At 69.9% G+C, this 22,825-nt stretch carries 18 protein-coding genes; 5 read left to right on the top strand and 13 right to left on the bottom strand.

The window, feature by feature from the left end; all coding sequences use genetic code 11:
- Positions 1-19: 19 nt before the first annotated feature.
- From BMY89_RS04730 to BMY89_RS04710, 5 genes are all read right to left on the bottom strand, one after another.
- Entirely contained in the window at positions 20-1,066 is a 1,047-nt protein-coding gene (locus tag BMY89_RS04730) for a hypothetical protein (protein WP_092375182.1), read from the bottom strand.
- A gap of 83 nt (positions 1,067-1,149) precedes the next feature.
- On the bottom strand, positions 1,150-1,413 hold the full coding sequence (locus tag BMY89_RS04725) for an acyl carrier protein (protein WP_092375179.1): 264 nt from the start codon (positions 1,411-1,413) through the stop codon (positions 1,150-1,152).
- 23 nt (positions 1,414-1,436) lie between these two features.
- Positions 1,437-2,660, bottom strand: a complete 1,224-nt coding sequence (locus tag BMY89_RS04720; RefSeq protein WP_092375176.1) for a pyridoxal-dependent decarboxylase, exosortase A system-associated — start codon at positions 2,658-2,660, stop codon at positions 1,437-1,439.
- Positions 2,657-4,219, bottom strand: coding sequence for an acyl-CoA ligase (AMP-forming), exosortase A system-associated (locus BMY89_RS04715; protein ID WP_092375173.1), 1,563 nt, complete (start codon positions 4,217-4,219; stop codon positions 2,657-2,659). Before BMY89_RS04715 ends, BMY89_RS04720 begins: the two co-directional genes overlap by 4 nt.
- Positions 4,220-4,252: 33 nt before the next feature.
- Positions 4,253-5,077: a hypothetical protein gene (locus BMY89_RS04710; protein ID WP_198413954.1), complete on the bottom strand. Its 825-nt coding sequence runs from the start codon at positions 5,075-5,077 to the stop codon at positions 4,253-4,255.
- A gap of 404 nt (positions 5,078-5,481) precedes the next feature.
- Between BMY89_RS04710 and BMY89_RS04700 the strand changes: the two genes are divergently transcribed.
- Positions 5,482-6,546, top strand: coding sequence for a hypothetical protein (locus BMY89_RS04700; protein ID WP_139217898.1), 1,065 nt, complete (start codon positions 5,482-5,484; stop codon positions 6,544-6,546).
- A gap of 117 nt (positions 6,547-6,663) precedes the next feature.
- Complete coding sequence (locus BMY89_RS04695; RefSeq protein ID WP_092375164.1) at positions 6,664-7,326, top strand: class I SAM-dependent methyltransferase; 663 nt, start codon at positions 6,664-6,666, stop codon at positions 7,324-7,326.
- Positions 7,327-7,393: 67 nt separating this feature from the next.
- Here the strand turns inward: BMY89_RS04695 and BMY89_RS04690 are convergent, their stop codons facing one another.
- From BMY89_RS04690 to BMY89_RS04660, 7 genes are all read right to left on the bottom strand, one after another.
- A complete protein-coding gene (locus BMY89_RS04690; protein ID WP_139217897.1) occupies positions 7,394-8,539 on the bottom strand; it encodes a glycosyltransferase family 2 protein in 1,146 nt (381 codons plus the stop codon).
- Positions 8,536-10,083 (bottom strand): oligosaccharide flippase family protein, encoded by a 1,548-nt coding sequence (locus BMY89_RS04685; protein WP_092375158.1) that lies wholly within the window; start codon positions 10,081-10,083, stop codon positions 8,536-8,538. Before BMY89_RS04685 ends, BMY89_RS04690 begins: the two co-directional genes overlap by 4 nt.
- Positions 10,083-11,297, bottom strand: a complete 1,215-nt coding sequence (locus tag BMY89_RS04680) for a glycosyltransferase family 4 protein (RefSeq protein ID WP_092375155.1) — start codon at positions 11,295-11,297, stop codon at positions 10,083-10,085. The genes BMY89_RS04685 and BMY89_RS04680 overlap by 1 nt, the downstream gene beginning before the upstream one ends.
- On the bottom strand, positions 11,298-15,011 hold the full coding sequence (locus BMY89_RS04675) for a DUF4082 domain-containing protein (RefSeq protein WP_170147602.1): 3,714 nt from the start codon (positions 15,009-15,011) through the stop codon (positions 11,298-11,300).
- Between the two features lie 198 nt (positions 15,012-15,209).
- On the bottom strand, positions 15,210-16,052 hold the full coding sequence (locus tag BMY89_RS04670) for a glycosyltransferase family 2 protein (protein ID WP_092375152.1): 843 nt from the start codon (positions 16,050-16,052) through the stop codon (positions 15,210-15,212).
- Entirely contained in the window at positions 16,049-17,392 is a 1,344-nt protein-coding gene (locus BMY89_RS04665; RefSeq protein ID WP_092375149.1) for an O-antigen ligase family protein, read from the bottom strand. The genes BMY89_RS04670 and BMY89_RS04665 overlap by 4 nt, the downstream gene beginning before the upstream one ends.
- A gap of 35 nt (positions 17,393-17,427) precedes the next feature.
- Positions 17,428-18,381, bottom strand: coding sequence for a hypothetical protein (locus tag BMY89_RS04660; protein ID WP_139217896.1), 954 nt, complete (start codon positions 18,379-18,381; stop codon positions 17,428-17,430).
- A 417-nt stretch (positions 18,382-18,798) separates the two neighbouring features.
- On the opposite strand from BMY89_RS04660, the gene BMY89_RS04655 reads away from it, so the two are divergent.
- From BMY89_RS04655 to BMY89_RS04645, 3 genes are read left to right on the top strand one after another with little or no spacing between them, the layout of a single operon-like run.
- The gene (locus BMY89_RS04655) at positions 18,799-20,055 is read left to right on the top strand and encodes a glycosyltransferase (RefSeq protein WP_170147601.1); all 1,257 of its coding nucleotides are present in this window, start codon (positions 18,799-18,801) and stop codon (positions 20,053-20,055) included.
- Positions 20,052-21,134, top strand: coding sequence for a glycosyltransferase family protein (locus tag BMY89_RS04650; RefSeq protein WP_092375141.1), 1,083 nt, complete (start codon positions 20,052-20,054; stop codon positions 21,132-21,134). Before BMY89_RS04655 ends, BMY89_RS04650 begins: the two co-directional genes overlap by 4 nt.
- A 31-nt stretch (positions 21,135-21,165) precedes the next feature.
- Positions 21,166-22,140, top strand: coding sequence for a glycosyltransferase family 2 protein (locus tag BMY89_RS04645; RefSeq protein WP_232521046.1), 975 nt, complete (start codon positions 21,166-21,168; stop codon positions 22,138-22,140).
- Here BMY89_RS04645 and BMY89_RS04640 read toward each other — a convergent pair.
- Positions 22,124-22,789, bottom strand: a complete 666-nt coding sequence (locus tag BMY89_RS04640; protein ID WP_092375138.1) for a polysaccharide deacetylase family protein — start codon at positions 22,787-22,789, stop codon at positions 22,124-22,126. The genes BMY89_RS04645 and BMY89_RS04640 overlap by 17 nt on opposite strands.
- Between the last annotated feature and the right edge of the window lie 36 nt (positions 22,790-22,825).

Below are 22,825 nucleotides of genomic sequence, written 5' to 3'. Positions count from 1 at the left end.
GCAACGCCCCGGACAGGGTCTAGTCCGGTGGCAGTGGCTTGCCGTCGCTCCACACGTTGCCCCGCCAGACGTTGCCCGGCGCCGAGCGGGCCCAGGACGTCGCCGGCCCGTACCCGCCGCACTTGCCGTTCTTGCCGCGCTGGAAGACGTTGCCGGTGACCACGATCCCGCTGACCTGCGTGCCGTAGTCCTTGTGCTCGTCGAAGCCGCCGTAGAAGCAGTACGACATCTGCGCGGAGGCGACGAAGAGGTTGTCCTGGATGGTGTAGTTCGTGTTGGGTCCGAAGTCGCCGAAGATGGACGCGTTGGCCGTGCAGCCGCCGCCGGCTGCGTTGTTGGGCTGGTCGCAGGAGAGGGTGTTGTGCACCAGCCGGATATCGCTGCCGCCGTTGGACAGGAAGGCGTTGAGGTGCCAGTCCCCGCCGTCGGGCAGGTGCTGGCTGTGCAGCCAGGAGTCCTGCACGTGGCAGTTGCGGTAGCAGTTGACGCTGGCCTGGCCGCCCCGGAGTTCGGAGCGCAGCACGGTGACGTTCTCGAAGCCGACGGCGGGTACCTGATCCTGCCCTCCGTCAATCTCGGCGTCCTCGATGCGCACCGAGTAGCTGCCGCCCTCCAGCCGGATGGCGCCGTCGACCCGACTGGATCTGATCACCACGTCCTTCGCCTTGATCAGCAGCGAGCAGCTGACGTGCCGCTTGTCGATCACGGTGCCGGCCTTGGTGATCGTGCAGGGCCCCGAGTACCGGGCGAGCTGGACGCCGGCGGGCACTCCGGTGTTGCCGGCCCCCGGGAAGCCCGTCAGGGCGGCGCTGGCCGACGATGCGGCGGCCGACGCCTTGGCGCTGGCCGTGACGCTGGCCGACGGGTTGGGGCGGGTACCGAGTCCGGCGCTGGCGCCGGGCGCCGGTGACGACGGCTCCGGCAACGACGCGCTCGGCACCGCCGGGTCGGGGGTTCCGCCGGTCGCGGCGGCCGGATCGGCGTCGCGGTCGGCCATCCGGGATGCCGCGACCGCGCCGCCGACGGCGATGGCGACCAGCGCGGTGAGGGCGGCGCCGAGCGCCACCGGTGCGCGTCGACGGTGACGCGGGGCGGCCGGGGGGCCACCGCGACTCGGTTCCGTTGGTTGCGGCACGTCTGGCCCGGCCGCTACGGGCGGCGGTCGGCGACGAAGGCGGCCAGGCTGCCGAGCGTCTCGAAGAGCTCGGTGGTCAGGTCACCGTCGTCGAGGGTGAACCCGAACCGCTCCTCCAGCGCCGCGACCAGTTCGACGACGGCCATCGAGTCCAGCTCCGGCAGGCTGTCCAGCAGCGGCGTCGACGCGTCCAGCGTGGCGGCCCGATCCTCGATGCCGAGCACCGAGACCACGACCTCCCGGACCTCGTCGAGGGTTTCCGCGTAGGTGACGTCCACAATCTCTCCTTGTTCTGCGGCGATCAGACCAGCACCTCGGCCGGAGCCGGGTGACTGAGGAAGGCGGTCGGGCTGGCGGTGAGGCCGTAGGCGCCGGCCTGGAACAGGACGATCAGGTCGCCGACGTCCGCCCTCGGCAACGTCACCGCGTCACCGAGCAGGTCCAGTGGGGTGCAGAGGCAACCGACGACGGTCACCGTCTCGGTCGGCTCGGCGTCGATCCGCTCGGCCACCGCGATCGGGTAGTTGCGGCGGATCGCCTGGCCGAAATTGCCGGAGGCGGCGAGTTGGTGGTGCAGCCCGCCGTCCACCACCAGGTACGTGCGTCCCCGGGAGATCTTGCGGTCGACCACCCGGGTGACGTAGACGCCGCACTCGCCGACGAGGTAGCGGCCGAGTTCGATGACGACCCGGGCGTCGGGCAGCGCCTGCCGGATCGGCCCGCGAACCAGGTCGGCGAGGTTCGTCCCGATGGTGTCGAGGTCCAACGGCTGGTCCCGGTCGGTGTACGGGATGCCGAAGCCGCCGCCCAGGTTGAGGTAGCGCACCGGCAGCGGGGACTCCTCGGCCAACCGGATCGACAGCTCGACGATGCGGCGCTGTGCCTCACAGATGCTGTCGGCGCGCAGGTTCTGTGAACCGGCGAAGACATGGAAGCCGAGGAGCTCGACGTCGGCGTTCGCCAGTTCCTTCAGCAACGCCGGTACCCGCTCGGAGTCCACCCCGAACTGTTGTGGCCCGCCACCGAGGCGCATGCCGGAACCCTTGACCGAGAAGTCCGGGTTGATCCGCACCGCGACCCGCGGCCGGATCCCGAGCAGCCGGCCCAGGGCGGTGACCCGGTCGGCCTCGTTCTCGGATTCCATCTCGATGGTCACGCCGGCCGCGATGGCCTGGCGAAGCTCCGCGTCGGTCTTGCCGGGGCCGGCGAAACTCACCCGGTCAGCCGGCATCGGGGTGTCGAGGGCGGTCCGCATCTCCAGGGCGGAGGCGACGTCGAAGGAGTCCACCAGCCCGGCGAGGTGCTGCACCACGGCGGGCATCGGGTTCGCCTTCACCGCATAGCTGAGCTGCACCTCGCTGGGCAGCACCGTGCGCAGGAGCTGCACCCGCCCGGTGAGCAGACCCCGGTCGTACGCGAAGAAGGGCGTGCCGCCGACGCGGTCGGCGAGGCGGTCGACCGGCACGCCGCCCACGGCGAGGCGGCCGGCGTCGCGGGCGAAGGCCGCGGCGGGGTGGTTGGTCACGAGGTCAACTCCTGGCGTAGCAGGTTGCGGTCGAACTTGCCGTTGGGCGATCGGGGCAGCGCGGGCCGCACCACGACCTCGCGGGGCAGCAGGTACGGAGGCAGCTCCCGTTTGAGGGCGGCGAGCAGCGTGGCCGGGTCGAGGTCGCCGCCCTCGGGTGGGCTCGCCACCAGCACCACCCGCTGGCCGAGCGACTGATCGGGCAGGCCGAGGGCCACCGCGTCCCCGACGAGGCCGCTGTCGTAGGCGACCTCCTCGATCTCGGTGGGGCTGACCCGGTACCCGGACGTTTTGATCATTTCGTCGGCCCGACCGACGAAGTAGAGGAACCCCTCCTCGTCACGCACGACGGTGTCGCCGGACCAGACCGCCGGTTCCGGCAGCAGCTCACCGGGCCGGCCGGGCACCGGGCGGAACCGCTGCGCGGTGCGGGCCGGATCGTTCCAGTAGCCGAGGGCCACCAGTGCCCCCCGGTGTACCAGCTCGCCCTGCTCCCCCGGTGCGCAGCAGGTGCCGTCGGGGCGGAGCACGAGAATCTCCGCGTTGGGGATCGCCCGGCCGATCGAGTCCGGCCTGCGGTCGACCTCGGACGGGTCGAGGTAGGTGGAACGGAACGCCTCGGTCAGCCCGTACATCAGGTACGGCAGGGCGGTCGGGAAGATCGCGCGCAGCCTGTCCAGGGTGGCCTTCGGCATCCGCCCACCGGTGCTGGCGAAGTACCGCAGGCCGGCTGTGGCATCCGCCGGCCAGCGCTGACCGGCCAGCTGCAACCACAGGGGCGGTACGCAGGTCAGCCCGGTGACGCGGTGTCGGGCGCAGAGCCGCACCACCTCCGCCGGCAGCAGGTAGTTCATCAGCACCACGTGGGCCCCGACGGTGAAGGCCGTGGTGAGCTGGCTGAACCCGGCGTCGAAGCTGAGCGGCAACGCCGCCAGGATCACGTCGTCGGCGGAGTTGTCCAGGTAGTGGCTGACACTCTCCGCCCCGGCGAGCAGGTTGCGGTGCGAGAGCACGACGCCCTTCGGCTTGCCGGTGCTGCCGGAGGTGTAGAGGATGGCCGCCACGTCGACGTCGACACCGGAGCGCTGCGGCGGGAGCGGATCGGCATCCCGCAGCGCCGCCCAGGTGGTGACCGCCGGCCGGCCGGCCGGCGGACTGCCCGCAGCACCGACCAGCACCACGTGCTCGACCGACTTGGCCTGCTCCAGCTCGTCGCGCAGCAGCGCGTACCGTTCCGGGGTGGTGACCAGCACCCGCACCGCGCAGTCGGCCAGGATGTGGCCGACCTGCCGGGGCCGCAGCAGCGGGTTGACCGGCACGAAGACGGCGCCGGCGGCGGCGGTCCCGAAGATCGCCTCGACCGCCTCGATCCGCTTCTCCGTCCAGACCGCCACCCGGTCGCCGTGCGTGACGCCGAGCCGGCCCAGGCCCGCGCCCACCGCGGCCACCCCCTGCCACAGCTGCGCGTAGCTGACCGTCTCCTGCTTGTAGGTCAGCGCCGGCGCGTCGCCGCGCCGGGTGGCCGCGTCGGCGACGAGCTGGTGAAGTGAAGTACGCATCTCGGGGGTTGGTCCCTCTCGTCGGGGCATCGGTCACCAGCTGAGGCAGACCAGCTCGCTGTAGAGGTAGTCGACGTCGTCGGGGTCGAGGCTGTCGCTGCGGAACATCTTGCGCCGGGTGTCGGGCAGCAGCACCGACAGCGGTGGGCGGTCACCGACCACCCGCAGTTCCGCCAGGGTCGCGAGCGCGCCGTGCCGCACCAGCAGGTGGCGGAGCACCATCCGGTGCATCCGGCGGAACAGGGCGGGGTTGCTGACGTACAGGATCGACGCGAACAGCGGCAACCGCTTGCGGCGGTCCCGACGGAACACCAGGTAGCACCGTTCGTCGCCGTCGACCAGCACGACGTGTCGGGCCGCCGGGGCCTGGGCGTGGTCCAGGTAGTGCGCCAGCTCGGGCCCGGTCAGGGTCCGCCGGATCACCTCCGGGTCGGCGCTGACCCGACGGCGGCCGGGCAGCGACGGCCAGGGCAGGTTCGGCGTCAGCGTGGTGGTGGTGTCCAGGAAACGGAATCCGTGCCGTTCGTTGATCGGCACCACGTTGCTGCTCGGCGAGAGGTCGGTGAAGTGGTAGCCGGGCTGGGCCAGCAGCGCCCGCAGCAGCTTGAGGCTGTGAAATCGAAACTCCGGCAGCACGCACCAGGCACCGAGGTTGCAGAAGCGCTCCGTACGCCCGGCCACCATCCGTTCGGAGTAGAAGGCGAGCAGCACGCCGACCACCTGCCCGTCGTCGGTGCGTAGCAGCATGCCGTGGTTCGGGGCGTCGACCTTCCACGGCACATCGGCCGCGCGTACCCAGGCCTGGACGGCGACTCGGCCGTTGAGGTGGCTATGGAGGAACTGTCCTGCCGCCCTCACCCACGACTCGGTGATGGGCTCAACCCGGACTCCCATTCAGGTCGTCCGGCCCGGAGCAGGATTCCGGTCCACCACCGCAGACTCCCTCGAACGTCCGACATGCACGGCCCCGACCTGCCGTGGCTGGTTCCGGCCGGACAGCCGGCCCGGCGGAGGGCTGCGCAGAAGATACCTCGCGTACGGGTGACCGGACCGCCGGTGCGCCGGATATCCGTCAGTCGTCGCCCGTAACCGGACCGGCCGGCCGGCCGTTTTCCGACGGACGCGGGATCAACCCGTCCCAACCGGGTCATGTTCTCGACCGTCCCGTCCTTGCCCGCTGCCCCGCCCGGCCCCGCCGGGACGACACACCGGTCCGGACCGCGCCCTCAGGCGCGCGGAGCCCGAACCGCGAGGAGTGCACCATGAAGCCCAGACATGGGAACCGCCGCAACCGCAGGCTCACCGTCGTCGGCGCCCTCGCGGTGCTGCTCGCGACGTCCGGGGCACTGGCGGTCAACTCGTACGCCGCGAGCCGCCAGCCGCCACCGCCGAGCGCGTCCACACCGGTGCCGACACCCATCCCGTCACCCCGTCCCACCTCGTCGCCGAGCCTCACTTCGGCGCCGAGCCCCACCTCACCCCCGAGCCCCACCCCGCCGCCGAGTGCCAGCCGGGGCTGCGCGTTGCCGGGCTATCCCACCGCCGCCTGCACGGGGGTGCCGGCCGGCTGGACACCCAAGGTGCGGCACCAGGGCGACCTGGTCATCACCCGGGCCGGCACCGTGCTGGCGGATCACCTGGTCACCGGGAGCATCCTGGTAAAGGCGGAGAACGTGGTCATCCGCCGCACGCGGCTGTACGGCACCGTCGACAACTTCGTCGGCGACCGCATCTACGGCCGGATGCTGATCGAGGACTCCGAGGTGGTCAATCCGCCCGGACAGCAGTACTCCACCAACCAGCTCTACGCGTTCGGGGTGGCCAACTACACCTGCCGCCGGTGCAAGGTGGTCAACCGGATGGAAGGCTGGCGGGTCGGGGCGAAGGTGTACGCCGGCGCCGGGCCGGTGACGATCGAGGACTCGTACGCCCGCCTGGCCGTGCCGCCCGGCATGTGTCGGAGTGTGGATCCGCACGGTGACGGTGTCCAGGGCTACGGCGGCCCGACCGTCGTGCTCCGGCACAACACCATCGACCAGCGCCTCGACGACTGTCCCACCGCGCCCATCTTCGTCCCGGACCAGGACAACGACGGCGGGACGATCCGCGACAACCTGCTGGCCGGCGGCAGCTACTCGCTGCGCGCCAGTGGCGGCTGGTTCCCGGCTATCACCGGCAACAAGATCGTGCACGACTCGTACGCCTACGGACCGGTCGACATCGACTGTCGGAAAGTCGGCACCTGGAGCGGAAACGCCACGGTCCGGTACGACTGGACCGCCGGCCGAGTACTAAGCGAGGTCAAACCCCTGGTCCGCTGCGGCTGACCGGGCGGCGGCGTTCGTGCACTCATCCACCCGGGCGGCAGCCGCAACACGACCGGGTGGGCGACCCACCACAGCGGTGGGTGCTGAGAGATCAGCCGTGGCGGTAATCTCGCCGCCATGCCCCGACTCCGAAGCCTTCTCGTGGACACGGATCAATCCTGGGGCGGACGCCGCCGTGCCAGACGCGCCCGCTGGCTGGCCGACACATTTCCCGACCTGGCCGACATGACCGTCGTCGACCTCGGCGGCAGGATCGACACCTGGCAGCACACTTCAGTACGGCCTGCCCACGTGCACGTCGTCAACCTGGAGACAGCGCCCGCCGACCTACCCGACTGGGCCGAAGTCGACCACGGCGACGCCTGCCAGTTGCCCGACCGGATCGCTGCCCGCCGCTACGACCTCGTGTTCAGCAACTCCGTGCTCGAACACGTGGGCGGCCACGAGCGACGCGAGAGGTTCGCCGAAGCGGTACACCAACTCGCCGACCGGCACTGGATTCAGACCCCGTACCGGCATTTTCCAATCGAGCCCCACTGGATCGCCCCCGGCATGCAGTACCTGCCGGTGTCGGCCCGCGCCCGCCTGGCCCGGCGGTGGCCCCTCGCGCACACCCGCCCCAGGACGCGGGACGAGGCGGTGCGGGAGGTGTTGTGGACGGATCTGGTGGACTACACCCAGATGCGGCTGCTGTTCCCCGCTTCGCGGATCCTGACCGAACGGCTGGCGGGGCTGCCGAAGTCGCTGATCGCCGTCGCCGGGGCCGTCGGAGGGCGGTGAACAGCCGACAGGGATGGGCCACGGACCGAGCCGGACCGAAACGGTCAAGCACTGCCCAGCACCGGCTCTACAGACCCAGCTGAGCTAACTGACGGCGACGCGACTCATGAGCTAACCGGCGCCGCGCGATCCGGACGTAGGCGTTGGGCAGGAAGGGTGCCATAGTGGCACCGACTCGCCGCCGTAACGTCATCGCCCGCCACTCCGGCAACTGCGAGGCGTCCGGGAATGTCTCCTTCGCGAAGTGCACAAAGTCGTCCACGTCGACGGTCTTGAGTCGGCCGCGGTCATAGGCGCGGCACACCTCTTCGAGCGCCTCTGCTGCCAGCGCACGCTTGGCAGCGTCATGCATCCGCCGGCCGTCCGGGAGCCGTCCACCTGGACCGTCGAAGAGGGTCTCGAAAACCAGGCGACGTTCGTGAAGGTCGAGCAGCTTTCCGTGCCCCGCGTTCTCGCTCATGCTGTTCGCGTGGTCCCGGTGCAACGCCTGGTCTGGTCCGTTGATCCGACCGACATCGGCCACCGCGGCCACCCGCAGCCACATCTCCATGTCCTGAGCGAACCTGAGCCGGAGGCTCAGCGGGCCGATCTCCTTCATCACGCTCGCCCGGACAACCGCCTCAGGCGTCGTGATGGCGTTGTAACCGCGGCGGCAACGCTCCCCGAGCCAGGCCGCCCCGTCCCAGACCGTCCAGCTCGCATCTCCACTCGTCGGGGCCGGCGGGTCGGCCGTAGCGAAATGCCGGGGATGTCCGTAGACGAGCCCCACCGACTGGAAACGGTCGAACAGCGCGACCGCGCGGGCCAGGGACCCGGGTGCGAGCAGATCGTCGGCGTCGAGCCGCACGATGAACTCACCGGACGCTACCGCGTAGCCGTCGTTGAACGCGACGACGTGGTTAGTGTTCGTTTTGTGTTGGATCAGGGTGATCCGCGAATCCGTCTCAGCGAACGCTCGCGCCACCGCGGCTGAGTCATCTGTCGATGCGTCGTCGACTACGATCACCTCAGGCTCGACACCCTGCTGCGAGAGAGTGCTGCCGATACTGTCCGGCAGGAACCGAGCGTAGTTGTAGCACGGGATGATGATCGATACTTTGGCCATCCGTCCAGGGGCGAGCTCCGGCACCGGATGACTCACGAATGCCTTCGCTGGCAGCAACTGCCGGGTCCGCCCGCGGCGTCGATCAGTTGCATTCACCGGCTCGGTCACGCTCGCTCCCTTACTGTCTGCATCGGTTCTGTCAGAACAACGGTTGCCGTTTCCTGCCGGGCGCCTCCTTGCGCCTGAGCTGGCTCCGGGACGGGCCCCGACCGTCGCCGGTCGAGTGCGCCGAACTTTCGGCGTAACCAGAGGCCCAGAACAAGCAGATAGGTAGCCGTGGCACCGAAGCCAGCGGCAGGCAGGGCCACGATCGGCTCTGGCAACACCCCGTAGACATACCACCCGACAAGCGCCGCTGGAACCGCGCCGAGCAGAGGCACGGTGAGACCAGACAGCATTGGTTCCCACAGCACGCCGGCCCGGCGAAGCGCGACGAGATAGGCGGGCAGCAGCACGATCAGGGAGACAACGGTCTGTGCCCAGCCGGCACCGGCAAGACCGTGTCGGCTGACGCCGACTGCCAGGGCCGGGAGCAGGGCGACCAACCACAGCACCTGTAGCACCAGCACCGACCTCGTCGCCCCCTCGGCGATCAGGTACGTTGCGAAAACGTCGAATACTATCCGCAACGCGCCAAAGAGCGCCAGGCCGGCCAACGCCGTCGACGCCGCCATCCACCGATCCCCGTAGACGACAGACACGACACCGGTCGCCAGCACAGCAAGCAACACGCCAATGAGCAGCGAAACCGCCCAGGTCAGTGCGACGGCGTTGGCGAGGACGCGAGAACGGTCGTGGCCTTTGCCCAGGTGCGAGAACCCCGGCAGGGCCACCGCCCGGATGGCCTGCCCCAAGGCACTCATCGGCCATGAGGAGATATTGAACGCCAGCACATAAAAACCGAGCATCAACGCGCCGGACAGCCTGCCCACCACCAGGTGGCCCGCATTCATGACGAGCCAGGACAACACGTTGGCGAGAGCGATTGGGGTACCGAAGCCCAACATGGCACGGGCAACGGCGGGCTCGAAGGCGAGGGTGGGTCGCATCCGGGTCAGCCCGTACTGCATGACGCAGACGACTGCCTGCGCGATAACCCGAGACAGGGCCAGCGCCATCGCACCAAGCCCGAGCCAGACGAAGCCCACGGTCACCAGCAGGCCCACCACCAGGCTGATGCCGTCGATCGCGAGCATCGCACGTTGCCGAAAGTCGCGCTGCAGGCGCGCGTACGGCACCACGGACAGTCCACTGATGAGCAATGTCATCGACATGACCTGAAGCACCGGTCGCGCCTCAACCGCGCCCATCGACGCCGACACTGGTCCGGCGGTCAGGATCATGCACATGGTGAGCAGACCACTGACGGCGAGTGCCACGATTGTCGCCGTCCCCGCCCTTTCCCGGATGCGGCCGTTTCGCACCAGGTCGGAACTGAGGCCCATCTCCGCGAGCGCAATTAGGATCGCCTGCACCGTGATCGCCACTGCGAATGCGCCGAACTCCTCGGGTGCGACAATTCGGGCAATCATAATACCGATAGCGAAATTGCCGAGCCGAATGAGAAGGTTGTTCAGCAGACTCCACGCCAGGGCCTTCTTGACCTTGGCCCCGATGCCTTCCGGCACCGGCATGACAGCCCCCGCTGCCATCAGGTGCCGCTTACGGGACGCCCGCGTCGGAAGCGTCCCGCGACCTGCCGCAACCACCTCGCCCGAAACCAGGCATAGTGCACCGAAGTCTCACACATTGCCATGAATCGCCGCGAGGCAGATTGTCTGGTCCGCAGCGCACCTTCGTAGATCTCGACCTGCCGTTTCGCCGCCTGCTCAAGACTGAAGTAGGTGGTAACCACCTCCCGGCCGAACTCGCCCAGCGCCCTCCGCCGCTCAGGTGCCGCGGCGAGGTCAGCCAGGATGCTGGCCAGTCGCGGAGCGCCGTCGGAGCCGTCGCCGATGCCGTACCAACCCTGACGAAGGAAAATGTCGAGGCTCTGCGGCGTCGCCAACTCCCAGAAACCCCGCTCGCCCTGCACCACGACAGGCTTGGCGAAAGCCAACGCGCGCAGCGCTGAGCCGCCCATGCCGAGCACGATGTCGGCAGCCGCGTAGGCAGCGCGTGGGTCGAACATCTGGCCAGCCAGAGTCACAGCCTGTCGACCGAGGATCGCGTTGGTCTGCACCGCGGCCCGCCGGATGCTCTCGCGAGACGGCCCGTCTCCGACAACGACCAGACGCACGTCAGGATGCTCTCCACCGATCATGCGCACGGCCGCTACCGCTGCGAGGATCCCCTCCTGCTTGAGTGACGGGACGAGGCGGGAAACCACCACCACGGCAATGTCGGAGTCTGCGATGTCGAGTTGCGCCCGCGCCGCCGTACTGTCCGCGGCAGGAGCGTTGGCCTTGGTGTCGACCGGTGGTTCGAGGAGGTCGACCGAACGCCTCCTCGGCCGCTCGCCCTCGGCGATCTCGGCGGTACCGACGATCAGTGGCAGGTGGGTGGGGAGATACTTGGAGACGCTCATGGACATGACGGTCCCCACCAGTGGAGTCGCCCGCCACAGGTGCGTTCCGTAGGCGGCATCCAGGATCGGCGCCGCCTCGTACGCGTGGACAAGATCCACACGACGGCACCGAACAGTGTCGGCCAATGCCCTCATATGCCTGATCGACAGCCGGGGCGAATCCCTGGATGGGGCCTGCACGAACTCCAGGTCGAGTTCGCGAACCATGTCCCGCAACTCGCCGTCGGGGCCATAGATTATTACCTCATGGCCCCGTTTAGACACGGCGGCACCAATTTCGATGGCGTTGATCTGACTGCCGCCGATCTCCATCGTGTACAGGCAGACGAGAACTCGCACTTAGCCCTCCGGCGAGAACACGATATCGACCCAGTAGTTGTGGCTGGACGTGGACGAAGGACGTAGGTCACCAGCACCATACCGGTAGGTGCCACCAGAATTCGGCACGGTCAACTGTCCGACAGTGAACTCGTCGGCCAGGCCATCGCCGGTCACCGCGTACTGTCCGACCGTCGTGTGGTAGGAGATCGTGTACTCGGTACCCGCACTCACCGGCACTACTTCGGGGAAGTACGCGGTCTGCCACCCCGACGCCGTCTCATTGTCGAACGTCACCGTGCCCAGCCGACTGCCCCCGGGCGACCAGAGCGACCCGGTGTGGATGCCGGTATTGCTCGGTCCCTTGTAGAACCGGACGCCGTAGACCTCACCGTCAACGCTCGGGGTGAACCGCATCCCAACCTCGACGGCGTCGTTGTCGTTCCAACTCGCGACCGACGGCACGTCGGTGGGGGCAAAGATCCCGTACGACCCCGGCGGCGGTGAACCGGGCTGCCCCACCGGGGGCAACTCCTCCTCGGTCAGGAAGAGCGGGTCCACCCAGTAGTTCGTCGACGCATGTGACTGGTTGGGGAAGCCACTGGAGCCGTATCGGAAGACGCCGTTGTCGCCGCCGGGAGCGACGAGCGGCCCGACCGTCAGAGCGCTGTCGAAGTACCCGTTGTCACCCGGATAGAAGCCGTTGGGCGCGAAGTAGGAGGCCACGTAGTCGGTGCCTGCCGCTACCTCAACCGGGGAGGCGAAGTAGGCGGTGCGCCAACCCACCGTGGTCGTACTCGGCAGGATGGCGGTGCGCAACGGCGTGCCAGCAGCGGACCAGAGCGTCACCGGGTGGTTTCCGGTGTTGCCCGCGCCTTGGTAGAAGCGGACGCCCACCACCCGGCCGTCGACCCGGGGCCGGAACGTCACACCCAACTCGACCGCCTCGGGATCGCTGTGCGCTGCGGTAGCCGGGACGTCGTCGGTGGCGAAAAGGGTATGCAGGTCGCTGTCGATCGTGGTGAAGAACGACCAGGTGACGCTGCCGGGCCGACCTTCGGTGTCCTCGGCCATGACGGTCGCGGTGTAGCTCGTCGCGGGATCCAGTGGCGTCGTCGGGTTGAAGGTCACCTTGTTCAGGCCGGCGTTGTACGCGGTGGTCCCGCTGACGACAGTGCTGCTGCTGTTGACGGTGAAGGAGATGCTGTCGGGGTCGAGGGTCTTGGAGAAGACGGCCGACAGGATGGCGTCCACCTCCACGTCACCGGAGCTGTCGGCCGGTGTGGTGGATGTGGCCGAAGGCGGAAGGTCCTCGCTGACCGCGAAGGTGACGTCCACGTAGTAGTTCGACGCGCCCCACGACTCACTCGGGAAGCCGCCCGAAGAGCCGTACCGGAACAGACCATTGCCGGCACCGGCGGCCGAGAGCGGCGCGACGAGCGGGCCGCTGGTCCAGTCGCGGGTGAAGAACCAGTCCTCGGAGGCGTAGTTGCCGGTGGGCGTGAAGTACGACGCCACGTAGCTCTGCTCCGCGCTGACCGGCACTGGCTCGGCGAAGGTGAGGGTCTGCCAGCCGGTGGCGGTCTCGCCCGCGAAGGTGCCGTCGGCCAGGAGTTGCCCGGAGGCGGTCCAGAGCCGACCAAGGTGGGTGCCGTTGTTGCCCTCCGCCTTGTAGAACCGCACACCCGTGACAAATCCGTCGGCCTGTGGCGTGAACCGCACGCCCAGCTCGACCGCGCCAGCGTCGTCCACCGCGGGATGCTTCGGCACCCGCTGACCGAACAAAGTGTTCGGACCGGTGAGCTGAAACTCCCGGGTCGCCGGGGTGCCGGTGTTCACGCTGTCGTCGATCGCGCGGACCCACACCACCTGCGTGGTCAGGCCGGCGGCATGGAAGCTGTACGACCAGGCGGTGGTGCCCGTCGCCGGGTGCCAGCTCGCCCCGTCGTTGGTGGAGACCTCCACTGCGGCGACCCGGCCGCCGACGTCGCTGGCGGTGCCGGTGATCGTCACCTCGGCGCCGCGGGCCACGGTCGCCCCCGCGGTGGGTGTGGAGATCGTCACGGTGGGCGCCGTGGTGTCCGTCGACGCCGTGGTCGCTTCCAGCGCGCTCATCCGGGTGGCCGGCTGCACGCCCATGTCGGCGAAGAGGTTGAGCACCGCCTGTTGCATCCGGCTGTCCGTCGGGGTGGCCTGCCCGTCGTGCATCTCGTCCAGTCCCCAGGTGTACTGGATGGTGCCGGCGCCGAAGACCAGTGCGCCGCTGTCCGCGCGGTACAGGGTCAGGTGGTGGGTGGTGACGCCCGGCGCGACCTGGTTGCCGAAGTCCTGCAGCCGCTGCGGCACCTCGCCGGTGGTGGTGGAGAGCCGGATCAGACCCGGCGGCCGGAAGCCGTTGTCCAGGTCCTCGTCGGACTCGTAGCCCACGGTGTGCGGCGCGAGGGCGGCGGACGTGCCGGCCGGCAGCGAGGTGAGATCGGTGTGGCGCCAGAGGCGGTACTTGCCCTCCTCGGCCCGCACGGTCAGCGCGAGGTCGCCGTCGTTGACCATGAACATGGTGCCCATCAGCTCGTTCTCCGGCCGGCCGCCGTTCGACGGCGGGCTGAACCGCGGGTCACGCCAGGTGCCGGTCCACTCGTCCGATGGGTCGATCTTCGCGTTGGCCCAGGTCTCCTTGTAGGTGACCAGGGTGCGGTACGCGGTGTCGGTGCCGTCCTTGCTGCTCTCGTACCGGGTCTTCCAGTACACCGAGTTGCCGCTGAAGAAGGCGAGATGGGTGCCGGCGTCGCGGGCCGCCTCGACGTTCTCCCGCTGGGCGTCTGACCAGTACTCGTCGTGCCCGACGGAGAGGAACACCTGATGGTTCTGGATCAGCTCACCGCGCCGGTCGCTGTCGATGTTGGTGGTGTAGCTGACGTCGTACCCGTTGCGCTCCAGGAACCGGATCATCGGGTACTCGGCGCCGAAGAGGAAGTCCCGTCGCTCGACGCTGTTGCGGGTGGCGAAGGGCCGGTTGTAGCTGACCTTGTACGCGCGGCCGACCGAGCCGCCGCCGGAGTAGAAGTCCGAGCCTCCGTACTTGTTGTAGGCGTGCCAGGTCGCGTCGGAGGTCTGGAAGAAGAGGTCCGAGGTGCTGCTGTCCTGCCGGACGACGAAGGTGATGTGGCTGTCCCCGCCGGTGTCGGGGCGCAGCAGCCGGGCAATGTGGACACCCGAGACCGCCGTCGACGGCACGGTCCAGGACGCGGAGACGGCCCAGTTGCCGCAGTCAAAGAGCGCGGTGGCGACGTCGGTGATGCACTCGGGCTGGTTCTGGGGCAACGACGCCGAGGGGCTGACCTCGGCGACCTTGCGGGCACCGTCACCGCCGTACCAGCCGAGCCGGTAGATCTCGACGATGTACGCCGCCGCATCGGTCTTGATCTTGAAATCGATCTGCTGGCCCACGTTGACGCTGATGTCGGTCGCGAAGCCCTGGATCGACGGGTCACCACTCCCGTCGATGTCCCACACCGAAGCGGGGGTCCCCGGCTTGCTGTTCTCACAGACGACCGGATTGACCATCGGGTTGCAGGGATCGGCGGAGGCGGCGGAGGGCAGCACGAAGGCACCCACCGTGGCTGCCACGACCAGCGCCACCGCGCCCGCCAACCGGCGTCGCGTCCGACGACCGGTCACTGTGGACACCAACGACGCGATACGACGGTCGCTCCACCGCCCCTGCTCTGTGTTCACGACGTTGCTCCCTCGGACGCATCCCCACACCGACCTGTACGCAACGCCGTCAGGCTGCTACCGTCGGCACTGATCAATCGACCGACCTCGACGGCCGACGACGGTCGGCACTGCTGGTGTGAAACAGTTTCGGCGGAGCCTAACGCCGCGCGGCCGGCCGGCACCCTGCGGCATCGGCCAGTTCTGCCGTACGACCGGTCAGGCTTTTTCACCGGGGGCTCGACTCGTTCGGTCATGGCCCCAGGCGACCTGGCCGGCGCGCCGTGCTCGACGGGCACCCCGGGCAGCCAGGAGGGTGATCGCGACGTAGCAGACGGCCGCCGGCGCCAACCACGGGGCACGGAGAACCACATCGGTCAGCCACGCGCGCCTGTTCGAACGGCGGACCCCGGGCAGCGCGTCGCGCAGGTCGGCATTGCCGGCGCGGACCCGCACCAGACGCCGGATCAGGTCCTCGGCGCGGATCGGCGCCTCCACCCGTACCGACGTCGAGGTCACGACGAGCCGTTCCCGCTCGGTGAAGAGGGAATCGAGGAAGAGGTCGTCGGCGGTCTCCGCGGGAAACTGCCCGAATCTCTCCCGCCCCGTCCGGGACAACGCGATCACCCCACGGCCGTACAGACCGCCGACGACGGCGGGCAGCCGGGAGTGGATGGCGTAGTAGGCGCGCACCGCCGGTGAGCGCCCGGACAGTTCCATCCGCCGGGCCGGCACGGCCGCCAACGCGCCGGAGCGGTCCAGCTCCCGGGTGAGCACGTCGAGGGCGCCCTCGTCGAGGAGCACGTCGGCGTCGAGGTAGACCCGCGGGAAGCTGTCGGCCACGGCGTCACCGACATTCAGGGCGGCCGCCTTCCCGGGCTCGGCCAGTTCGACGACGGTGACGCCGCGACGGCGGGCCACCGCCGCGGTCTCGTCCGAGCAGCCGTTCGGTACGACGATCACCTGCGCCGGATCCACCACGGCGGCGTTGCGCAGCACGCTGTCGAGGCAGCGGTCGAGGACCGTGGCCTCGTTGTGCGCGGCGATGACGATGCTGGTCAATCGAGTCCCTGAACGGTCGAGGTGCGGATGATGCGGGCAGGGTGGGTCAGTCGCCAGACCGCGCCGCTGAGCCCCACGAAGAGGGCGACGCTGATGGCGAAGGTCGTGTAGTAGAGCGAGTCAAAGGTCCCCCCGACGACCACGGCGACCACCTGGGCCGAGATGAGGGCCACGCAGAGGTGGCGATCCTCCTCCCGGGTCGCTCGACGGAACGCGATCACCGCGAGCGCGATGCTGACCACGTGCACGGCGAGCAGGGCGAGCACGCCGATGACACCGCCGGTCACCAGGGTGTAGAGCCACTGATTGTCCAGAATGGTGTCGCGCACCGGGTCGGCCAACAACGTCCGGGGCCCCCGACCCAACCACGGGCGCTGGTCGAAGAAGTGCCCCACCAGCTCGTAGTCGTTGGTCCGGCCCTCGATGCTCGGGTCGACCCCCACGTTCAGGAACATCGACTTGAGCGTGCCCAGCACCCCTGGCTTGAGGAACATGATCGCCATCACCGCGCCAGCGCCCAGGAACAGGAACGTGTACCGCAGCCGCCACGACCAGACGGGCAGCATCACGAGCAGGGCGAGCCCGAGCGCCACGATGCCGGTGCGGGAGATGGACATCGGATTGGCCACGGCCGCGAGCATCGCGCTCACGGCCGCCAACTGCCGGTGGCCCCGTCGCGGGGCGAACCGGGCCACGTGGATGGCGAAGGGCACCATCATCGCCATGACCGCGCTGTACTCGATGTAGTGGACCGTGGTGCCGGCCACCCGGAACTGGCCCTCGTCGCCGCGCTGCCCGAAGCCCGCCAGACCGCCCTTGACCTCCAGGCCCGGGATCACCAGGTGCGTCGAGACGTCGTACTTGAAGACGGCCTGGATGATGCCCACGATCGCCATGAACCCGGTACACCAGACGGCCACCTGGAGCACGCGGTTGAGCCGGTCCCAGTTGCGGATCCCGTCGGCGGCGATGAGCGCGACGCCCAGGAACTCGAGCAGTTGCAGCGTCGCGAAGTCCTGCGCGTTCGCCTCCTGGGTGGGCAGGCCACGCAGCAGGCCGGCCAGGTACGACATCAGATGCGCGATGAGGTAGATGCCGAGCACCCAGCGGATGGGCTGCGGCCCGACGAGCAGCAGCCTCGGATTGAGCCGGACCAGGCACCACCACGCGAAGAGCAGCAGCGCCAGCAGCAGCGCCGGGCGGCCGGCGTAGGTCAGGTTGGGCACGATCAGGGTGCCGGGCAGCACGTAGAGCAGGACGATGGTGATGCCGAGCAGTACCGACACGTCCAACCGGGAACGGGAACGGCGGATGCCGTACGTGCCCTGCGACAGGAGCATCGGCTCAAGGTCGACAGGGTGGTACTCGGTTGCCGTCACTGCCGGTCGGCGCCGCTCCTACGCGGCCAGTTGGCGGAGTGGGAGAGCGGCAGCACGACCGTCGCGTCGCCGTCGGCCGGCGCCGGTGCGGGTGCCGGTGCCGGTGCCGGACGACGCGGATCGGCGTCACCGCGCTGGGTGAGGTGTTCCCCGACGGAGTGCTCCCGTCGGACCGGCTGAGGTCCGGTCGTGCCGCCCGCCGGCTGGTTCGCGCCAGGTCCCGGCTGCGGCCGGACCTGGCGCGGCGTAGCCGCCCCCGTGGCCGGTGCCGGCGCCCGGCCCGCCGCCCCGATCACCTGGGTGGCCTCACCGTCGAAGGACGCGGCCGACGGACGCGTTGCGGTTGCGGGCTGGGCACCGGCCTCGTCAGGCGCCGCCGACCCGCTCGGGGCGCCGGCCCGTCGGCGGGCCCGCCGGCGCAGCAGCGCGTCCGCGGCGACCGTGACCCCCGCGGCGATCAACAGCCCGCCGCCGAGCGTCACCACCATTACCCGCATGATCTTCGAATTCTGTACCTCGACCTCGGTGCCGTCGTCGAGCGCAAGCGTGGTGATCAGGTCACTCTCCCCCACCTGCAACGAGCTCTGCCGTTCGGCGACCGCGTCCGCGATCAGCCGGAGCATCCGCTGGGCGGTGGCGGTGGCCTGCTCCGGGGAGCTGCCCACCGCCTCGATCTCGAAGAGCGGCACCCGGTCCATGACGACGGTGACGTTGTCGGAGAGGCCGTCCGCCACCATCTGCTTGAGCACGGCCTGTCGCGTCACGTCGATCATCGCGGCGTTGCCCAGGGCGATGTAGCCGAGGTCGAACCAGGGATTCTTGATCGGCTTCTGCCGACCGTCCGCCCCGGTGACGACCGGTGGCGGGATCAACTGGATGTGCGCCCTCGCGCTGTAGTCCGGCTTCACCACCTGGCTCGCCACACCGCCCAGCAGAACGACGACCAGCATGAGGGGCAGGGAGATATACCAACGCCGAAAGAGCAGCTTGGTCATGTCCCACAGGTCCACTAGATCCCCTTGCTGAAGTCCAGGTGAAGACGAGGGGCGTGCCGCAGCACGGAACGCCGGGACCAGCCGCGGACTCGATGCTACGGGGCCCAGGCAAGTGTCTCCGCGCCAGCAATACCTTGGCAAGAAAGAGCGAACACTCGGACGAAACTTAGATCTGGGGCGAGCAACACAATGCCGACTTATTGATCAATCAGTCGGCGGGTTGACAGATGGCACAGTACCAACGGGGGATGTCCCGAAGCCCCGATTCCACGATCGTGGCACCTGCGACCACGGTCCTCGCCGCCGACCCGATGACGGCACGACCGGCCCTCACTGCGGGCGGCGACCGACATGTCGCCGGAGGGGGCATCCATGACCGCAGGACGGCCGCGGGCAGACGCGCGCGCGGAAACCACCACCAGCCCGTCGGCGCGGCGGCCACACGTCGCCATCGCCGTCGTCAACCTGCCGGCCGAGCGGGACCGGCGGGTGATCCGGGAATGCCTCGCGCTGGAGAGTGCGGGGTACCGCGTCACCGTCATCTGCCCACGTGGCCGGGAGCGGCTCCGCCAGCTGCCCGGCAGCCGGGACACCACGATCCGCTCCTTTGCCCAACCCTTCGCCGGCACCGGGCTGCTCTCCTTCGCCGCGGAGTTCGCCTGGGCGTTCCTCTGCGTCGCCTGGCACCTCGCCGTGCTGGTCACCCGGCACCGGGTGGTGGCCGCGCAGGTCTGCAACCCGCCGGACGTCTTCTGGCCGCTGGCCCTGGCGATGCGGGCCACCGGCCGGAGCTGGATCTTCGACCACCACGATCTCAGCCCCGAGTTGTACGCCTGCAAGACCGCCGCACCACGGCCCACCGTCAGCCGGCTGCTCATCTGGTTCGAACGGCTCTCCATGCGGTTCGCCAACGAGGTGGTCGCCACCAACGAGTCCTACCGTCAGATCGCGCTCACCCGGGGCGGATGCAAGCCCGAACGGGTGACGATCGTGCGCAACGGCCCGGCCGCCGGCGAGATCTCCGCTCCGGCAGCGACAGAACCGGGCGGCGACAAGCAGATCGTCTACATCGGAGTGATCAACGAACAGGATCACGTGGACCGCGCCGTCCTGGCGGCCGAACGGCTCGTCGGCCTGCGGGGCCGGGACGGCTGGGAGATGGTCATCGCCGGGGACGGCGAGTGCCTGCCCGCACTGCGGGGCATGGTCGACGAGCGGGGGCTCGGCGATGTGGTCCGCTTCACCGGATGGCTCCAGGCCCCGGAGGTCGACGCGCTGCTGCGCGGCGCCACCCTCGGCATCCAGCCGGACATCTTCAGCGACATGACCAATTTGTCGACGATGGCCAAGACGGTGGAGTACCTGGCCCGAGGGCTGCCCGTGGTCGCGGTCGACCTGCTGGAGACCCGCCGCACGGCCGGTGCGGCCGGGCGGTACGTCGCCACCGGCACCGGGGACGAGTTCGGCAAGGCGCTGGACGAGCTGCTCGACGACGAGACCCAGTTGGCGCAGATGAGAGTGATCGCCCAGGAACGGTTCACCTCCGTGCTCGCCTGGGAACACCAGGCCGCCGCGTACCTGGGTGTCTGGCGCCGGCTGGTGCCCACCTCCCCCGACGGGTCGTCGTGATCGGCGCCACGAGGCGGGCGGGGCGTGCCTGGCTGGGGCGGCTGGGCCACGCTCGGGAGCTGCGGCGACGCACTCCCCCGTCGCCGCGGTACGACGCGAACCGCTCCGGTCCGGGCGTCATCTACTACCTCAGCCCCGACGACAACAAGCCCAGCGGCGGCATCCGCAACCTCTACCGCCACGTCGACCTGCTCAACTCCTCGGGGACTGCCGCCGCGGTGCTGCACTCCCGGCCGGGTTTCCGCGCCGACTGGTTCGCCAACGACACCCGGGTCACCGCCGCCGGGCAGATCACCGTCGGCCCGGCGGATCTCCTGGTGGTGCCCGAGTACTACGGTCCGGCGCTGCACCGGTTGCCCGCGCCCGCCCGGAAGCTGATCTTCAATCAGAACGCGTACCACACGTTCGCCGAGGTGCCGTTCGCCGGCACCTCGGCCGGCGCGCCCTATCGGGACTGTCCCGGCATCGAGGCGCTGCTCACGGTCTCCAGGGACAACGCCGCGCTGCTGCGCCACGCCTTCGCCGACCTCGACGTACGGCTGGCCCGGGTGGTGGTCGACCCGGAGGTCTTCCACCCTCCGGCGCGCCCGGCCGCTCGGCGGATCGGCCACATGCCCCGCCGCCGCGCCGCCGAGCAGGAGCAACTGCTGCACATCCTGCGGGCCCGGGGCGCGCTCGACGGTTGGGAACTCGTGCCGATCGACGGGCTGACCGAGGCGGAGACCGCCGAGACGTTGCGCGGCTGCGCGATCTTTCTCAGCTTCAGCGAGCGGGAGGGATTCGGCCTCCCACCGGCCGAGGCGATGGCCAGCGGCGCGTACGTGGTCGGCTTCACCGGCCTCGGTGGACGGGACTTCTTCGACCCCCGGTACTGCGCACCGGTCGCCGAGGGTGACCTGCTGAGCTACGCGGTCACGGTCGAACGGGCGTTGCGCCGTTACGAGCAGGAGCCGGCCGCCCTGGTGTCGGCCGGACACGCGGCCGCCGAACGGATCCGTGCCGAGTACCACCCGGACGGCCTGCGCGCCGATCTCGCCGACGTCTACCGGACCTACCGCGACCGCGCGGTGCCCGCCTGACCCCGCCGACCCCTACGAGGAGCGCACCCGCGTGAGCACCGCCCCGACACCCGAATCCGGCGACGTGGTCGCCGTCATCGTGGTCACCTACAACAGCGCCGCCGTCGTGCCGGGACTGCTGGAATCCCTGGGCCCGGGGCTCGCTGGTCTGCGCTGGCACCTCACGGTCGCCGACAACGCCTCGTCGGACGGCACGGCGGAGACGGTCCGACGGCTCATGCCGGCCGCACGCGTGGTGGAGACCGGCCGCAACGGCGGCTACTCGGCGGGCATCAACGCCGCCGCGGCCGCCGCCGCGCCGTTCACCTCGGTGCTCATCCTCAACCCGGACGTCCGGCTCACGCCGGGCTGCGGCCAACTCCTGCTCGACCTGCTGCGCCGGGGCGACGACGGCATCGTGGTGCCCCTGGTCACCATGGCCGACGGCAGCCCCGAACACACCCTGCGGCGGGAGCCGACCGTGCTGCGCGCGCTCGGTGACGCACTTCTCGGCGCCGAACGGGCGGGCCGCTTTCCCGTGCTCGGCGAGGTGGTCACCGATCCCGCCGCCTACCGCCGGGAGTCCAGATCGGACTGGGCCGTCGGCTCCGCCCTGCTCGTCAGCGGACGCTGCTGGTCGGCGTGCGCGCCGTGGGACGAGTCGTTCTTCCTCTACTCCGAGGAGACGGACTTCGCCCTGCGGGCACGCGACGCCGGTTTCCCGACCCGGTTGGCCCCCGCCGCCCGAGCCACCCACATCGGCGGCGATTCCCGCGCGGCGCCCTGGTTGTGGCGGTTGCTGACCCTCAACAAGGTGCGCCTGTACCGACGCCGGAACGGCCGGGCGGCGACGGCCGCGTACTGGGCGGCGGTGCTGCTGCGCGAAGTGAGCCGCGCCGCCCTCGGCAGCCCGACCAGCCGGGCCGCGGCGGCGGCGCTGCTGCGCCCGGCGGCCCTGCGGGAGACGCCCGGTCCGCCCGCCGACCAACGGGCCACGATCGGCACCGGCCTCAACGCCAGCGCTTGACCAGTCCGGCGGCGTGCGACCGGGCCCGACCGAGCAGCCCCTGCCCGAAGACGATGTCGCGCAGCCCTTCGGCGGTGTCCTCGGCCCGGACGCTGTAGCGCGGCTGCAACCACGCGCCGGCCCGTGCCGGCCGCCGGTCGCTGGTGAACACCCGCCGGTACCCGGCCGCCTTCAGCCGTGCCAGCACGGCCCGGTCGTACCGACCGAGCGGGCAGGCGGCCTGATCCACCGGTGCACCGGTGAGCTCCGCGAGCCGGTCACGGGCCGTGTGGAACTCCTCGGTCGCCTGCTCGGCGGTGAGGCGACGCCACGGACGGTGCCACATGCCGTGGCTACCCACCGGCATCCCGTGCCGCCGCAGCTCCCGGACGCCGTCGGCGTCCACGCTCCCGGACGAACCGAGCCGGCCCGCGATGATGAAGAAGGTGGCGCTCACCTGCCGATCGAGCAGCGCGGGCAGCCCCACGTCGAGGTCCGAGGCGTTGCCGTCGTCGAAGCTGAGGCGCGCCTGCGGCCAGGCCACCACCTCGTCGAGGAGTTCGTGGAACCGGTCGACGCTGACCCAGTAGCGTTCCTCGCCCGGCTCCATCTCCCGACGTGGCGTACCGATTCCGTGGAACAGGATGTTGATCACGCGGTGGTCGGTCATGACTCTCCTGTGCTCAGGGACGACGGGACCGAGGTC

Origin of the sequence: Micromonospora phaseoli (assembly GCF_900109115.1) — a bacterium.
Taxonomy (GTDB): Bacteria; Actinomycetota; Actinomycetes; order Mycobacteriales; family Micromonosporaceae; genus Micromonospora; species Micromonospora phaseoli.
Note: the sequence above shows the minus strand (reverse complement) of the source record. Positions and strands in the feature narration are given on the sequence as shown.